Annotated in this window: 16 protein-coding genes; 9 read left to right on the plus strand and 7 right to left on the minus strand. The window is 48.0% G+C overall.

Annotated features, from left to right (window positions below; all coding sequences use genetic code 11):
* Window positions 1-127 precede the first annotated feature (127 nt).
* Together OTK50_RS17055 and OTK50_RS17060 are read left to right on the plus strand one after the other, a co-directional pair.
* Window positions 128-1,276, plus strand: a complete 1,149-nt coding sequence (locus tag OTK50_RS17055; protein ID WP_029326229.1) for a Rap family tetratricopeptide repeat protein — start codon at window positions 128-130, stop codon at window positions 1,274-1,276.
* A complete protein-coding gene (locus OTK50_RS17060) occupies window positions 1,260-1,379 on the plus strand; it encodes a PhrC/PhrF family phosphatase-inhibitory pheromone (protein ID WP_003156334.1) in 120 nt (39 codons plus the stop codon). The genes OTK50_RS17055 and OTK50_RS17060 overlap by 17 nt, the downstream gene beginning before the upstream one ends.
* Window positions 1,380-1,527: 148 nt before the next feature.
* Here OTK50_RS17060 and OTK50_RS17065 read toward each other — a convergent pair whose 3' ends face one another.
* Together OTK50_RS17065 and OTK50_RS17070 are read right to left on the minus strand one after the other, a co-directional pair.
* Entirely contained in the window at window positions 1,528-1,629 is a 102-nt protein-coding gene (locus tag OTK50_RS17065) for a YjcZ family sporulation protein (protein ID WP_239033885.1), read from the minus strand.
* 94 nt (window positions 1,630-1,723) lie between these two features.
* Window positions 1,724-3,088 carry an aspartate kinase gene (locus OTK50_RS17070; protein ID WP_007609394.1) on the minus strand — a complete coding sequence of 455 codons (1,365 nt, stop codon included), beginning with the start codon at window positions 3,086-3,088 and terminating at the stop codon, window positions 1,724-1,726.
* Between the two features lie 413 nt (window positions 3,089-3,501).
* Between OTK50_RS17070 and OTK50_RS17075 the strand changes: the two genes are divergently transcribed.
* From OTK50_RS17075 to OTK50_RS17090, 4 genes are read left to right on the plus strand one after another with little or no spacing between them, the layout of a single operon-like run.
* Window positions 3,502-4,455 carry an ABC transporter permease gene (locus OTK50_RS17075; RefSeq protein WP_032872883.1) on the plus strand — a complete coding sequence of 318 codons (954 nt, stop codon included), beginning with the start codon at window positions 3,502-3,504 and terminating at the stop codon, window positions 4,453-4,455.
* The gene (locus OTK50_RS17080) at window positions 4,445-5,392 is read left to right on the plus strand and encodes an iron chelate uptake ABC transporter family permease subunit (RefSeq protein WP_014416905.1); all 948 of its coding nucleotides are present in this window, start codon (window positions 4,445-4,447) and stop codon (window positions 5,390-5,392) included. Before OTK50_RS17075 ends, OTK50_RS17080 begins: the two co-directional genes overlap by 11 nt.
* On the plus strand, window positions 5,386-6,144 hold the full coding sequence (locus OTK50_RS17085; RefSeq protein ID WP_003156330.1) for an ABC transporter ATP-binding protein: 759 nt from the start codon (window positions 5,386-5,388) through the stop codon (window positions 6,142-6,144). Before OTK50_RS17080 ends, OTK50_RS17085 begins: the two co-directional genes overlap by 7 nt.
* A 21-nt stretch (window positions 6,145-6,165) precedes the next feature.
* On the plus strand, window positions 6,166-7,110 hold the full coding sequence (locus OTK50_RS17090) for a siderophore ABC transporter substrate-binding protein (RefSeq protein WP_007609406.1): 945 nt from the start codon (window positions 6,166-6,168) through the stop codon (window positions 7,108-7,110).
* 41 nt (window positions 7,111-7,151) lie between these two features.
* Here the strand turns inward: OTK50_RS17090 and OTK50_RS17095 are convergent, their stop codons facing one another.
* From OTK50_RS17095 to OTK50_RS17110, 4 genes are all read right to left on the minus strand, one after another.
* A complete protein-coding gene (locus tag OTK50_RS17095; RefSeq protein ID WP_239033884.1) occupies window positions 7,152-8,573 on the minus strand; it encodes an MDR family MFS transporter in 1,422 nt (473 codons plus the stop codon).
* 17 nt (window positions 8,574-8,590) lie between these two features.
* Window positions 8,591-9,466, minus strand: coding sequence for a TetR/AcrR family transcriptional regulator (locus tag OTK50_RS17100; protein WP_045206775.1), 876 nt, complete (start codon window positions 9,464-9,466; stop codon window positions 8,591-8,593).
* Between the two features lie 160 nt (window positions 9,467-9,626).
* Window positions 9,627-10,373, minus strand: a complete 747-nt coding sequence (gene nfsA / locus OTK50_RS17105; RefSeq protein ID WP_025284232.1) for an oxygen-insensitive NADPH nitroreductase — start codon at window positions 10,371-10,373, stop codon at window positions 9,627-9,629.
* Window positions 10,374-10,389: 16 nt separating this feature from the next.
* Complete coding sequence (locus OTK50_RS17110; protein ID WP_012116809.1) at window positions 10,390-10,677, minus strand: putative quinol monooxygenase; 288 nt, start codon at window positions 10,675-10,677, stop codon at window positions 10,390-10,392.
* Between the two features lie 141 nt (window positions 10,678-10,818).
* Between OTK50_RS17110 and OTK50_RS17115 the strand changes: the two genes are divergently transcribed.
* A complete protein-coding gene (locus OTK50_RS17115) occupies window positions 10,819-11,133 on the plus strand; it encodes an ArsR/SmtB family transcription factor (protein ID WP_224224032.1) in 315 nt (104 codons plus the stop codon).
* Window positions 11,134-11,160: 27 nt separating this feature from the next.
* Here OTK50_RS17115 and OTK50_RS17120 read toward each other — a convergent pair whose 3' ends face one another.
* A complete protein-coding gene (locus tag OTK50_RS17120) occupies window positions 11,161-12,570 on the minus strand; it encodes a PLP-dependent aminotransferase family protein (protein WP_082998972.1) in 1,410 nt (469 codons plus the stop codon).
* A gap of 107 nt (window positions 12,571-12,677) precedes the next feature.
* On the opposite strand from OTK50_RS17120, the gene gabT reads away from it, so the two are divergent.
* Both gabT and gabD read left to right on the plus strand, forming a co-directional pair.
* The gene (gabT, locus tag OTK50_RS17125) at window positions 12,678-13,985 is read left to right on the plus strand and encodes a 4-aminobutyrate--2-oxoglutarate transaminase (RefSeq protein ID WP_032872899.1); all 1,308 of its coding nucleotides are present in this window, start codon (window positions 12,678-12,680) and stop codon (window positions 13,983-13,985) included.
* A gap of 105 nt (window positions 13,986-14,090) precedes the next feature.
* Window positions 14,091-15,479 carry a succinate-semialdehyde dehydrogenase gene (gene gabD, locus OTK50_RS17130; RefSeq protein WP_101669996.1) on the plus strand — a complete coding sequence of 463 codons (1,389 nt, stop codon included), beginning with the start codon at window positions 14,091-14,093 and terminating at the stop codon, window positions 15,477-15,479.
* The last annotated feature ends 16 nt before the right edge of the window (window positions 15,480-15,495 follow it).

A 15,495-nucleotide genomic window follows, 5' to 3' on the forward strand; every position in this document is an offset into this window, starting at 1 on the left:
TCTGTTTTAACTCCACTCGGAAAATTGCGCTCTGCCGAAACAAAGTTTGCGTGTTTTTCGGGATGGAAAGAGACGGAAACGTGATAAAATAACTGGTAAACAGGTCTTGGATGGGGAGGGTGAAGGAATGAAGAGCGGGTTAATTCCTTCTTCAGCAGTCGGGCAGAAAATTAACGAGTGGTATCGATACATCAGAACATTCAGCGTGCCGGATGCGGAGATCTTGAAGGCCGAGATCAAACAAGAGCTTGACCATATGGAGCCTGATTCGAACTTAGTGCTTTATTATTCCCTCATGGAATTTCGCCATCAGCTGATGCTGGACTACTTGGAGCCGCTGGAAAAACTGAAGATAGAAGACCAGCCGACCCTGTCGGAAATTCTTGATAACATTGATAACAGCCAGGCCGGCCTCAAAGGGCTTCTCGATTATTACGTCAACTTTTTCAAAGGCATGTTTGAATTTGATAAAAGAGAATTTATCTCAGCGATTACATATTATAAACAAGCTGAGAAAAAACTGGCCTTCGTATCGGACCATGTGGAACGGGCGGAGTTTTATTTTAAAGTGGCCGAAGCTTATTATCATATGAAACAAACGTATTTTTCTTTGATACATATAAAAAACGCTTATGAAATTTACGTAGAGCAGGACACATATAACGTCCGGATCATTCAATGCCATTTTGTATTCGGCGTCAATTTAATGGATGAAAGGCGCTTTGAACAGGCGGCCAAACATTTTCAGCACGCTCTGCAAATGGCCGAAAAAGAACAAAAAGCGCAGCTTGTCGGGAGAGCGCTGTATAACCTCGGACTGTGCTACTACAATCAGGACCGCATCGGCGAAGCGATTCCGTACTTTGAACGGGCGGTCGATACATTTGAATCACAAAGAATCGTCAATTCTCTTCCTCAAGCATATTTTCTAATCACACTCATTTACTTTAAACTCGGAAAAAAAGAAAAAGCGTCGGAATATCACAAGCGGGGATATGAATATGCTAAAGAAACAGACGATCCCGTTTACACGGTAAAATTCGAATGGCTGCAGGCTCTGTATCAGGCGAAACCGGATGAGGAAACAATCAGCGCGTGTTTCAGTTACCTGGAAGATAAAAATTTATACGCCGATATAGAGGATTTAGCACTAGAAGCAGCTAAATATTACTATGAACAAAATTGCTTTAAGATTTCTTCTGACTATTTTCTGAAAGTCGAAGAGGCAAGGAAACAAATACAAAGGAGTGAGGGTTTGTATGAAATTGAAATCTAAATGGTTTGTTATTTGTTTAGCAGCCGCCGCGATTTTTACAGTGACAGGAGCAGGCCAGACAGATCAGGCTGAATTCCATGTAGCTGAAAGAGGAATGACGTGAGAAGAAAATAACCTGAACAAAGGAAAAGACTGCCTGGGACTGTTCCCGGCAGTCTTTTTTTGCGCGGCCGGACTCGGACAGCGGCGGAAAACAAAAGAAAACGCCGCAGGTCAAAACCCGCAGCGTCCTCATATAGACGGAGTGATGTTTAGAAACCGCCAACATAGGCAGTACCTACAATAACTAACAGGATAAATAAAACAACGATCAAAGCGAAAGAACTGATTCCGCCTCCTGAATATCCTGACATGAGCTTCACCTCCATATTGTCTATACCATACAATATGTAAAAGAAGCTGCTTTGTAAGGGATATTAGTGGACAAGAGAAAAAAGAGGCGGTGTCCTATGAGAGTAAGACTCCGGCAAAAAATTCGTCATACAGTGCCCGCACCGCGTGTCTTTCCTGTTCTTCTTTCACTCCGAACATCATGCTGACTTCCGATGACCCTTGATTGATCATCTCGATGTTGACGCCGGCTTCCGACAGTGCTTTGGATGCCCTGGCGGTTGTGCCGACATTATGGCGCATCGCTTCCCCGACGACCATAATCAGCGCCAGATTATGCCTGACTGTGACCTCATCTGCTTGAAGTTCCTGCTTCAGACGGGTGACGAGCCTGTGTTCCAGTTCTGAGTCCATCTGATTGTGCCGGAGGATGATCGTGATGTCGTCAATGCCGGATGGAACGTGTTCATACGTCAATCCTTCTTCCTCCAAAATGTGAAGGGCTTTGCGGCCGAAACCGATTTCCCGGTTCATTAAATATTTGCTTATGTAAATGCTGCAAAAGCCCGTGTCGCTTGCGATGCCGATGACTGGCCCGTTCGTGTTGTCACGGCTGCTGACGACGCGTGTTCCTTTCGCATCCGGATTATTCGTATTCTTAATCTGAACGGGGATGCCGGCCCGAAATGCGGGAATCAGCGCTTCATCATGAAAAACGGAAAATCCGGCATAGGAGAGTTCACGCATTTCCCGATACGTCAGTTCGTTAATTTCTTTCGGATGCCGCACGATTGACGGGTTGACGGAATAGACGGCGTCCACATCAGTAAAGTTTTCGTACAAGTCGGCTTTTAAGCCGCTGGCGAGAATGGAGCCGGTAATATCAGAACCGCTCCGGGAAAACGTCACAATCTCATGCTCCTTCGTGTAACCGAAAAATCCCGGAAAAATGATCAAGCCTTCACGGTTTCTCAGACGGTACAAATGATCATAAGACTCAGGGAGCACCTGTGCGCTTCCGGGTTCATTCGTCACAAACAGCCCCGCTTCTTTCGGACTTACGTATTCCGCTTTCACTCCCTGCCGTCGGAAGTAGGCTGCGATCAGCTTCGCGTTGTTGTCCTCGCCGCTCGCCTTCACCGCATCCATATATTGTTCGGGATTGGTTTTACAGCTGTTTAATAGAGCGAATAGGTCACTGCGGATTCTTTCTATAATAGAGAAATCCAGGTTCAGCTCACGCGCGATGGCTGCGTACCGTTCAATGACCGTTTCGGCAAGCTCGGGCGCTGCACCTTTTTGCAAATAATGCTCCGCACAGCGGATTAACAGATCCGTCACCTTTGTATCGTCCGAGAAGCGTTTTCCCGGTGCCGATACGACGACGGCTTTCCGCGCGGGATCAGCCGTCACGATTTGAAACACTTTCTCAAGCTGGGCTCCTGACGCAAGAGAGCTGCCTCCGAATTTTACAACTTTCATGATTTACATCCCCTAATATTTAAATTTTCTCACAAATTTAATTTTTATTATCTCTCTTTCAAACATGTAAATCAAGGATTTTTTCTACGTGGGGAGAACATTTGTATTTTCATGGAGGAATCTTGCCGCTGTTTGTCAGATTTGTTTCCCACAAGCGTGTCATCATGTGCAAAAAATGATAAGCAGCCAAATGAAGGTTATAGAAAATCCTGCAAATTCTTGATAGACTGATTGTAAGACAATTTAGTGTACGGCCCGCGGATGACCGCTTTTGAAAGCAAAACTGTATTGACTGCGCTTGGAAAGATGATAAGATTATAATTGTCGTTGATAATGATAATCATTACGAGTGGGGTATATGGGAGTTGTTTGGCAATCAGTCATACCGTTTGTGATGGGTGCAGGGAGGCAGCATGAAGCTACGTTACTTACTTTTGCTACTGGCGGTTTTGGCGTGTACTTCTATATTTATCGGTGTAGAAGATTTGTCGCCGCTGGATATTTTTCATTTAAATAAAGAACAGGCAGGTACATTGTTTGACAGCCGGCTGCCGCGTTTGGTGAGCATTATCATCGCCGGCATGAGCCTGAGCATCTGCGGATTAATCATGCAGCAGATCAGCCGGAATAAATTTGTATCGCCGACGACTGCGGGAACGATGGACTGGGCAAGGCTCGGAATTTTGATTTCATTAATGCTTTTTACGTCAGCCAGTCCGCTTGTGAAAATGTCTATCGCTTTCGTTTTCGCGTTGGCGGGAAATTTCCTGTTCATGAAAATCCTCGAGAGAATCAAGTTTAATGATGCGATTTTTATTCCTCTCGTCGGTTTAATGCTTGGGAATATCGTCAGTTCAGTCGCCACGTTTATCGCATATAAATACGACCTGATCCAAAACCTGTCGTCCTGGCTGCAGGGGGATTTCTCACTGGTCGTCAAAGGCCGGTATGAGCTTTTATATCTGAGTATCCCGCTGGTGATCATCGCTTATGTGTATGCGGATAAATTTACGGTGGCGGGAATGGGAGAGAGCTTTTCCGTCAATCTCGGCCTGAAATACAAACGCGTCGTCAATATCGGTCTGATTATCGTGTCGCTCATCGCTTCACTGGTGATCCTGACCGTCGGGATGCTGCCGTTTCTCGGTTTGATCATTCCCAATATGGTGTCGATTTACAAAGGGGACAACCTGAGGAGCAGCCTGCCTCACACCGCTCTGCTGGGCGCTGTTTTTGTGCTGTTTTGCGACATTTTGGGAAGGGTGATCATCTTCCCGTACGAAATTTCCATCGGCCTGATGGTCGGTGTTATCGGCAGCGGCATCTTCCTGTATATGCTGTTAAGGAGAAAAGCATATGAGTCATAATAAAAAAATTACGCTGCTGGCGGCGCTCGCCATGATATGTATCGGATTCTTTCTGTTCTACGGACTGGGCAATTGGGAATACTCCCTGCCGAGACGATGCTTCAAAGTGCTTGCCATGATGCTAACCGGAGGAGCGATCGCGTTTTCAACGGTCATCTTCCAGACGATTACAAATAACCGCATACTGACACCGGGCATTTTAGGCCTCGATTCCCTATATATGCTCATTCAGACCGTCATCGTGTTCCTGTTCGGTTCAATGAATATCGTCATGATGAACAAAAATCTTAATTTTGTCATCTCCGTCGGGCTGATGGTGCTCTTGTCACTCGTTTTGTACCAGCTCATGTTTAAAGGCGAGGGGCGGAACGTGTTTTTCCTTCTGCTTGTCGGCGTCGTGTTCGGCACGCTGTTCAACAGTCTGTCATCCTTTATGCAGATGCTGATTGATCCGAATGAATTCCAGGTTGTTCAGGACAAAATGTTTGCCAGCTTTAACAATATCAACACCGATCTTTTATGGTTTGCCGGTGCTGTCTTTCTTCTGACAGGCATTTATGTCTGGCGGTTCACGCGGTTTTTTGACGTGCTGTCGCTCGGCAGGGAGCACGCCGTCAACCTGGGGATTGATTACGATAAGCTTGTGAAACAGATGCTCATTGTCGTCGCCATTCTTGTGTCTGTCTCTACGGCTCTTGTCGGGCCGATTATGTTTTTAGGACTGCTTGTCGTCAATCTGGCGAGAGAGTTTTTAAAAACCTACAGGCACACGTATTTAATCGCGGGTTCTGTCCTGATCAGCATTGTCGCGCTCGTCGGAGGCCAGTTCGTCGTGGAGAAAGTGTTCACGTTTTCCACGACGCTGAGCGTCATCATTAATTTTGCCGGCGGGATTTATTTTATCTATCTGCTGTTAAAGGAGAATAAATCATGGTAGAGGTCAAAAATGTAAGCAAACAATACGGAGGAAAAACCGTCCTTGAGAAAACGTCTCTATCCATTCAAAAGGGCAGGCTCACCTCATTTATCGGTCCGAACGGCGCGGGAAAAAGTACGCTGCTGTCTATCATGAGCCGGCTGATTAAGACGGATTCCGGGGAAATCACGGTCGACGGGCAAGAGATCGGGGCCTGCAAAAGCAACGATCTGGCAAAAAAAATCAGCATCTTGAAGCAGACGAACCAAATCAATATCAGACTGACAATTAAAGACCTGGTCAGCTTCGGCAGATTTCCGTATTCCCAAGGGAAACTGACGGATGAAGATTGGGTGCATATCAACCAGGCCCTCAGTTATATGAAGCTGGATGATTTAAAGGATAAATACCTCGATCAGCTCAGCGGAGGCCAGTGTCAGAGGGCGTTTATCGCGATGATCATCGCTCAGGATACGGACTATATTTTTCTCGATGAGCCGCTGAACAATTTAGATATGAAGCATTCCGTTGAAATGATGAAGCTGTTGAAGCGGCTTGTGGAAGACTTCGGAAAAACGGTCGTCGTAGTGATTCACGATATCAACTTCGCATCCGTATATTCAGACCATATCGTCGCACTGAAAAACGGACGGATCGTCAAAGAAGGGCCGGCGGAGGAGATCATTGAAACCTCCGTGCTTGAAGATATTTATGATATGACCATCCCGATTCAAGAGATTGACAGTCAGCGGATCGGTGTGTACTTTTCTTAAAAACCAGATGAGGTGAAAATTATGAAAAAATTCGCATTGCTATTCATTGCGCTCGTTACGATTTTTGTTGTTTCTGCATGCGGAAACGGGGACAAAACATCAGGCAAATCAAAAGAAACAATCACAATCAAAGATGATCTGAACAAAGAAGGAGTCAAAGTGCCGAAGAATCCGAAAAAAGTCGTCGTATTCAACTTCGGAATGCTGGACACGATGGATGAACTCGGTTTACAGGATCACGTGGCGGGACTTCCTAAACAAAACCTTCCAAAATACTTATCTTCATATAAAAGTGATAAATACGCCAATACCGGCGGTTTAAAAGAACCGGATTTTGAAAAAGTCGCGGATATTGATCCGGATTTAATCATTATCGCCCACAGACAATCTGATTCTTATAAAGAGTTCTCAAAAATCGCGCCGACGATTTATCTTGATGATGATTATACAAACTACGTTGACAGATTCAAGCAAAACACCGAAGTGATCGGCAAAATCTTCAACAAAGAAAATGAAGTGAAAGATAAGCTTGCGAAAATTGACAAATCCATTGCCGATCTGAAGAAAAAGACAAGCAGCACGGATAAAAACGGGTTAGTGGTGATGGCGAACGACGGCAAAATCAGCGCGTTCGGATCTAAATCAAGATACGGCTTCATTCATGATGTGTTCGGCGTCAAACCGGCTGACAAAAACATCGAAGCCTCACTGCACGGACAAAGCATTTCCTATGAATATATCGCCAAAACAAACCCTGATTACATGTTTGTCGTTGACCGCGGAACAGCGATCGGCACAAAATCTTCAACAAAACAAGTGGTTGAAAATGATTATGTAAAATCGGTGAAAGCTGTGAAAAACAACCATGTTGTCTACCTTGATTCAGCTACATGGTATTTATCAGGAGGCGGCCTGGAATCCATGGCTCAGATGGTGAAAGAAGTAAAAGACGGAATCGAGAAGTAAAAAAAGAACCCGGTCACATACGTGATCGGGTTCTTTTTGGTTTACCGCGTAACGGCCTGCTGCTCGGGCTGACGCGGTTTTTTCTTTAATGTAAAAGATAAGAGGAAGCCGGCCAGCGCGATGCAGGCGGCTACGACAAATGCCGCATTCATACCGTGCAGGGCGGCGTTTCCCGGAGTTGACGCATTGGCATGTGCGGCCTGGCTGCTCATCACGGAAACTAAAAGCGCCGTACCGATAGAACCGCCGACTTGGCGGACGGTATTGTTCATGGCTGTGCCGTGCGGAATTAAGTGGCGCGGCAGGGCGTTGATTCCCGCTGTCGTCACCGGCATCATAATCATGGCTGTTCCCAAAAGCCGCGCGGTATAAACGACGACAATCCAAATGAGAGACGTCGAGTCTGTCAGATTCATAAACGGCAGGGACGTGAGCAGGATGATGAAGAATCCGGTCATCGCAAGGCCTTTTCCGCCGATTCTGTCAAATACCCGGCCGATAAACGGAGACATCATTCCCATCACAATCGCGCCCGGCAAAAGCATTAATCCGGTATCAAACGCGGATACGCCCCGGACTTTTTGCGTGTAAAGCGGGAGAATGGTTTCCGTTCCGATCAGCAGCGCGAAGACAAGCGTTCCGAGCAGGGTGGTCAGGCTGAAAATCCCGAAAGAAAACACGCGGAATTCCAGCATCGGTTTTTTGAGCTTCATCTGTCTTGCGATAAAGAAAATCAGCGCGACCGCTCCGACAAGCAGCGAAGTCAGCACTTCAGCACTGGTCCACCCTGATGAACCGGCGCTTGAGAAGCCGTAAAGCAGGCCGCCGAATCCGAGGGTCGATAAGATCACGGATAAAATATCAATCTGTGTTTCTCGTAATGTCGTGACGTTTTTCATCAGAATAATCGCTAAAAGCAAATCGATGACCGCGATCGGGAAGATAATATAAAACAAAGACCGCCAAGAGAATGCTTCGACCGCCCATCCGGAAAGCGTCGGGCCGATCGCCGGCGCAAACGAAATAACCAAGCCGACCATACCCATGGCGCGGCCGCGCTTTTCCATCGGGAAAATCGTGAGAAATACCGTCTGCATGAGAGGCAGCATAATTCCGGCGCCGGCCGCCTGAATAATCCGGGCCGTTAAGAGCACCGGAAAGTTCGGGGCGAATGCGCCGACAATGGTGCCCGCCGTGAAAATACTCATGGCGGAAATCAAGAGGGTGCGGCTCGTAAATTTCTCTATTAAAAATGCGGTAATCGGAATCAAAATCCCGTTCGTCAGCATAAACGATGTTGTCAGCCATTGTGCTTTGTTGGCGTCTATATTGAAGTCATTCATAATGTGCGGCAGCGCCGTGATAAGCAGTGTCTGGTTCAAAATGGCGACGAACGCTCCCGCCAAAAGAATCCCGACAATGACAGAGCGTTTGTATGGTGCAGTTTCAATACTCTTATTCAAGCTGATTCCTTCTTTCTTTATAGTTTGAGCAATGTTTTAACGGCTGCAAGCGGCTGGTGCAGCGGTCCGGCCTGCTCCAAATAACCGATGAGCGCTTTTATAAGAAAATCCCGCGGCTGTTTGTCCGCTGATTCTTTCTCCAGCATAGCCGCCGCGGAAGCGAGTCCTGCGGCGTCATATTTTTCCTCCGGAAGGGCTGAGACCGCTTCTTTCAGTTCCTTCAGGCTTTCAGCCAGCAATACGTTTTTGTCTATCGGCTCAAATGAGGAAGCGGAGGCGATATAAAGGTCAATCATCTCCTGAGGCAATGCGGTTTCGGTTGTCCTGTTTTCGACGATGAGATTGAGATGGCGGATGATAAACTCCGTGAGCGGCTCCAGGGCGAGCGGTTCTTTTTCCAGCTTAATCAGCGTGATGCATTCTCTCAGGAGCCCCTGCAGGACGATCACCAGCTCCCATACATAAGGAATAATGTCTTCGCCGTACGTCTGAATCAGTGAATCGCGATGCCAGCAGATAAAGGTGGAGCGGGCTCTGTGGATATGCCGTTTTACCCGCTCATTAATGGAAGAGGGGCTTCCGTACATCAGCATATTAAAAAACTGCTGATTGCGCCTGAAGCCTTCAAGCTCAGCCATCAGTTTTTTGGCAAACCGTTCCTCAGGGGAGAGGCTTGTTTCTTCATTCAATAATGAAGCGGCGGCTACCATCTGTTTCTGGTTAAAATCGAGCAGCTCCAGGAGCAGGTCTTCCTTTGATTCAAACAGCTTATATAAAGATGCTTTGGAGACTTTGCACTCCTCTGCGATCGCCTGCATCGAAACCGACGAAAAGCTTTTCCCGGAAAAAAGCTTCCTTGCCGCCAGCAGAATATCCGTTTTCTTATCATTCATAAGCCCAGATTCCTTCTTTCGTCACAATAGAAAACCCATCGGTTCACAGAAAACCAATGAGTATATGATGAAAATATTAACAAAAATTTTTACACAGTGTCAACGCTTTTGTTTGAGGAACAGAAAAAACCTGCCGGAGTGTTCCGGCAGGCTGATCCGCTTATTTATCCGTCTTAAACCCTTGTTTTTCAAGCATTTCACGAATGTGAGGATAATAAAGCTGCTTATAGTAGGAGGTGATGCCTTGTGACCAGTTTCTCGTTTCCTGTCCGTCGGTGCGTTTTTTCATGTATTCGGACATCTGCTTGTCATAGGCCTCGATATGTGTTCTTAAATCTTCTTCTTGATACGTTTCATGATGCAGAACGGCTGCTTGCGGCAGACGCGGTTTTTTCGCGGAGCGGTCTGCCGGATGGCCGATGACGAGACCGGAAACCGGGAAAACGTATTTCGGGAGTTTCAGCAATTCAATGAGTTCGTCCGGCTTGCCGCGCACGGCGCCGATCGGCACAGTGCCGAGTCCCATTGATTCAGCCGCAGCCGTTGCCGTACCCAGCGCAATCCCGACATCTACGGCTCCGACTAGAACGGACTCTAAACCGTTCGTGATCTCAAGCGGTGTATCATTATATTCTTCAAGCGCAATTTTGGCGCGGTTAAAATCAGCGCAGAATAAAAGGAAAACCGGCGCTTGGTCAATCCACGGCTGGCCGCCCGCCAATTCGGATATTTTTTTCTTCCGCTCCTTATCTTTCACCGCAATAACGGTAAATTGCTGGCCGTTAATGGAAGTCGGCGCTGCCTGAGCGGCTTGGATGATAAGATCCAGCTGTTCATCCGATACGGGTTCATCTGTGTAGCTGCGGATGGAACGGTGGTCTGTTAATAATTGAAGGACTTCGTTCATGTCATTCATCCTTTCGTTACTCTGACAGTTCTGTGCGGACGACGTCAAGCGGCGCACTCAGCACTTCTTTCGCTTTTGCCACGAATCCTTGGAAATGGTCAGTTGCGTTGTGGGATTTCATCGCTTCTTCATCTTTCCATTGTTCAAGCATGACGAATGTATTTTCCTCACCGACTTTTTCGAAAAGATCGTATTGCACATTTCCTTCTTCCGCGCGTGAATGCTGAACAAGTGATTGCGCTTCTCCTAAAAATTCCTCGCGTTTATCCGCTTTTACTTTCATGTAAGCCTGTAAGACGATCATTGTTATTCCTCCTGATTGGGTTAATTTGTTATAGTTCGAATATTATCGAACTAACTGTAACATGTTTCATTGCGAAAGGTAAAGGAAAAACCCTCACCGCCTAAATTGTCACCCGCCGCTTTTATGTGTTACATTTGACTCATGAACATTCCAAACCATCCTGAAACCGAACGCTTACAGCTGACAAAGGTTCTTCATGCTCTGAGTGATCCGCTCCGCTTAGAGCTGGTCAAACAATTGGCGGAAACAACAGAAAAAACGTGCGGAACCTGCGCTGATGTCCGAGTCGCTAAATCAACGCTGTCCCATCACTTCAAAGTGCTCCGGGAAGCGGGGATCGCCCAAGTGCGCATAGACGGGAAGCACCGTTATTATTCCCTGCGCAAAGATGATTTACAAACGGCGTTTCCCGGCCTGCTGGAGGCGATTTTGCAGACAGAACCGGACCGCTGGTAAATAATTCCCCGAATTCCGGGGGTTTTTTTATGCGCCGAAAACCGCCCGGTAAAGCCTGTAGACGCCTTCTTGAATATCGCTCTCCTTCAGGCGGGCGAACCCCAGGATAAGCTGCGGTTTGTTTGAATCGCCTCCCGCTTTCAGACGGAACCGGCTCATCGCAAACAGATCGAGCTGTTCTGCATCCGCCCGTGCCAATATCTCTTTTTCTGAACGGGCGCAGTCGAACTCAGTGACAAAATGAAGCCCCGCATTGGCGCCCTTTACACTTATTCTTTCTCCGAATGTTTCTTCCAAAGCAGAAATGAGGCGTTCCCGCATGTTCTTATAATGCTGCTTCATCTTTTTAATATGTTTCTGATATTCACCTGAATCGATAAATTCTTTCAGCGCGAGCTGGGCAAGCGTGCTGCACGTATGCAGGTCATACGTTCTCTCTTTGAACGTCCGCAAAAGCCCGGGCGGCAGAACCATGTAGCTGATGCGCAGGCCGGGGAAAAGGGATTTTGAAAAGGTCCCCAAGTAGATGACATTTTGAAACCGGTCAAGGCTTTGAAGCGCCGGTATCGTATCGGCGTCATATTTAAATTCACTGTCATAATCATCTTCAATGATGAAGCGGCCGCTCTGTTCGGCGGCCCAGTTTAAAAGCAGAATCCGCCGGGAAGCCGGCATGATCACACCTGAGGGGAATTGATGGGAAGGCGTGGTGATCAATACAGAGGGCCGGCGCTTTTCGATTTCGGCCATGGACATGCCTTTCTCATCAAGGCCGATCGTTGCTGTCTTTTTCCCGAGGTTTTGCAGCAGCCGGTACATCCTCATATATCCCGGGTTCTCCATGGCGTAGAGCGCGTCTTTTGGCAGCAGTTCCGTCAGCAGCTGCATCAGCATTTGCGTGCCCGCTCCGAGCACGATTTGCTCCGGGCGGCATGTAACGCCCCTTGTCAGGGAAATAAGCCGCGAAATTGTTTCACGGACTTCATATAAACCCTGCGGATGGACGAGTTCTCCGAGCGTATGAAATGAACGGGCGGCTGCTTTATGCTCACAGCGGAACCAGCTTTTCAGGGGGAAATGCGCCGTATCCACGCTCATATGAGAAAACGAAATCCAACCGCTCTTATCCGGCTCCCGCTCTTTCAAATCATCAGGCAATAGGAGCGAAGGCGCTTCTTCATGATAAACCGTATCAATTTCCTCCACGAAAAAACCTTTTCTTTCGACCGCATATAAATAACCTTCCGAAAGCAGCTGCTGATAAGCTGAATTCACTGAATTCACGCTGACCTTCAGCGTCTCGGCAAGCTCCCGTTTAGACGGCACCTTTGTATGAGGCATCAGGCTGCGCTTCAAAACGGCCGCTTTTATGTGCTGATAGATCTGCTGATAGATATAATCCGCCGTTTCCGAATGATCAATGGAAATCGTCAGCATCCAGACCCTGCCCCTTTCTGATACCATGGATAAATTGATTTTGGTACTTTTCATCATACCAAAAAGAAGTCAGAATGATAAGAAAACAATGCAGGGGGATGGAATCTATGAGCCAAACAGCATCATCAGAAGTGACAACTGCCCAGTGGCAGCAAAAACGGGATCAATTCGTTTCCAAGGGGGTCGGCAACGGAAACCGCGGCATGGCGGTAAAAGGGGAAGGGGCGCTTTTGTACGATTTGGACGGCAGACGATTCATTGATTTTGCCGGAGCGATCGGAACGCTGAATGTCGGCCATTCCCATCCGAAAGTGGTGGAGGCCGTGAAGAAACAGGCGGAGGATCTGATTCACCCGGGTTTTAACGTTATGATGTATCCGTCTTATATTGAGCTGGCCGAAAAACTTTGCGCCCTTGCGCCGGGAGATCATGCGAAAAAAGCGATTTTTCTCAATTCGGGGGCGGAAGCGGTGGAAAACGCCGTGAAAATCGCCAGAAAATATACGAAGCGCCAGGCTGTCGTGTCATTTACAAGAGGGTTCCACGGCCGCACGAACATGACGATGAGCATGACGAGCAAGGTGAAGCCTTATAAATACGGTTTCGGCCCATTTGCCTCAGAGGTGTATCAGGCGCCGTTTCCTTACTATTATCAAAAGCCGGCCGGCATGAGCGACGAGCAGTATGACGACTTTATCATCAGCGCTTTTGAGGATTTCTTTATCGCCGCAGTTGCGCCGGAAACCGTCGCCTGTGTCGTAATGGAGCCGGTTCAGGGAGAAGGCGGCTTCATCATTCCGTCAAAACGTTTCGTGCAGCACGTCGCCGCTTTTTGTAAAAAACACGGCATCGTTTTTGTAGCGGATGAGATTCAGACCGGTTTTGCCAGAACGGGAACATATTTTGCGATTGAGCATTTCGGAGCCGTTCCTGATTTGATCACCGTATCCAAATCACTTGCGGCCGGATTGCCGCTGAGCGGCGTCATCGGCCGGGCGGAAATGCTTGATGCCGCCGCGCCGGGGGAACTCGGGGGCACATATGCGGGAAGCCCGCTCGGCTGTGCGGCTGCGCTTGCGGTCTTGGATATTATTGAAGAAGAAGGGCTGAATCAGCGTTCCGAGGAGATCGGCCGGATCATCGAGCATCAAGCGCTCGAGTGGAAAAAAGAGCATGCCTGTATCGGAGAAGTGCGCAGACTCGGCGCGATGGCGGCCATCGAAATTGTCAAAGATCCGGACACGCGGGAACCGGACAAAGCAAAAGCCGCGGCGATCGCTAAAACGGCGAACGAGAACGGACTGCTGCTGCTGACGGCTGGCATAAACGGCAACATTATCAGATTCCTGACGCCGCTTGTCGTGACGGATGAGCAGCTCAAAGAAGGCCTTTCTATTATCGAAGCAGCTCTGTGAGTTCAATTATTGGAATGCCGGCGGATGTGTCTGCTATCATGAAAGTATAAGATACATCAACAAGCATTCAATGGCTTTACTATAGCAGAGAAAGGAATGTTCAATATGCCAGAACAATTAACAGTGTACAATCCGGCAACGGGAGAGGCGATCGAAAGCATCCCCCAGCAGACGGCCGAAGATGTTGAAAAAGCGATTGAACGTTCACATCAAGCGTTTCAATCATGGTCCAAAACATCAGCGGGAGAACGTGCCTCACTTTTGAGAAAATGGTATGAGCTGATTGTTGAACATAAAGAAGAACTTGCGGAATTAATTACGAAAGAAAACGGCAAACCGTACGAAGAAGCGGTCGGAGAAGTTTTATACGGCGCCGGCTATATTGAATGGTTCGCCGAAGAAGCAAAACGGATTTACGGCAGAACCGTACCTGCGCCGACAACGGGCAAACGGATTGTCGTCACCCGTCAGGCGGTCGGCCCGGTAGCCGCGATCACGCCGTGGAATTTCCCGAATGCGATGATTACAAGAAAAGCCGCGCCCGCTTTGGCAGCAGGCTGTACGTTCATCATCAAACCGGCGGAGGATACGCCGCTTTCCGCTTACGCCCTTGCGCGTCTCGCATATGAAGCGGGAATTCCGAAGGACGTGCTGCAAGTGGTGATCGGTGACGGAGCCGAAATCGGAAACGTCTTCACCAGCAGCCCGAAAATCCGTAAAATTACCTTTACTGGCTCAACGCCTGTCGGCAAAATCCTGATGAAAAACAGCGCCGACACCGTAAAACATATGTCAATGGAGCTTGGCGGACATGCGCCGCTGATCGTGGATGAAGACGCTGATCTTGATCTGGCGGTAGCCCAAACAATGGCCTCTAAATTCAGAAACGCCGGCCAAACCTGCGTCTGTGCGAACCGGCTGATCGTACACGAATCCGTAAAAGACGAGTTTGCGAAAAAACTGAGTGAAGAAGCTGCGAAACTCAAAGTCGGAAACGGTCTTGAAAAAGGCGTAAACGTCGGCCCTGTCATCAACAAAAAAGGCTTCGATAAAATCGTCGGCCAAATTAATGACGCCGTGGAAAAAGGCGCAAAAGTGCTGACGGGCGGAACGTATGACCAAAACGATGAAAAAGGATGCTATTTCGTGACGCCGACCGTGCTTTCAAATGTAGATACATCCATGAACATCATGCATGAAGAAACATTCGGCCCGGTTGCGCCGATCGTTACGTTCTCAGATATTGATGAAGCGATCAAGCTTGCGAACGATACGCCGTTCGGGCTTGCGGCTTATTTCTTCACAGAAAACTACCGCCGCGGCATCTATATTTCTGAACAGCTTGAATACGGCATCATCGGCTGGAATGACGGCGGTCCGTCCGCAGTTCAAGCGCCGTTCGGAGGAATGAAAGAAAGCGGCATCGGCCGTGAAGGCGGTACGGAAGGCATTGAACCGTACCTGGAAACCAAATACATGTCTATCGGACTTTAATGAGCCGAAAAGAAAG

The sequence above is a fragment of the Bacillus sp. NEAU-CP5 genome, from assembly GCF_026420705.1.
Taxonomy (GTDB): domain Bacteria; phylum Bacillota; class Bacilli; order Bacillales; family Bacillaceae; genus Bacillus; species Bacillus velezensis.